The sequence below is a fragment of the Paenibacillus sp. FSL R7-277 genome (assembly GCF_000517965.1).
Lineage (GTDB): Bacteria > Bacillota > Bacilli > Paenibacillales > Paenibacillaceae > Paenibacillus_AQ > Paenibacillus_AQ silagei.
On sequence record NZ_ASPX01000104.1, the window covers coordinates 1 to 238 of the forward strand.

Here is a 238-nt window from a genome sequence, read left to right on the forward strand (position 1 = left end):
GGAGCTGACCAATACTAATCGGTCGAGGGCTTATCCAAACTTTTAACACGCAGATTCGTTTCGGATTCAGTTTTCAGGCGATCAAGTCTGGCAGGATGTTAAACCGATGGTTTGATATTTTCTGTAGCGATTTCGAGAAGCGGAGGCTTCGAAAAATCATGTTTGGTGGCGATAGCGGAGGGGTTCCACACGTACCCATCCCGAACACGACCGTTAAGCCCTCCAGCGCCGATGGTAC

Annotated in this window: 1 rRNA gene; it reads left to right on the plus strand. The window is 49.6% G+C overall.

Features of this window, described 5'->3' with window-relative positions:
- Positions 1-161: 161 nt before the first annotated feature.
- Positions 162-238 (plus strand): 5S ribosomal RNA (gene rrf / locus C173_RS27105); the annotation flags it as partial.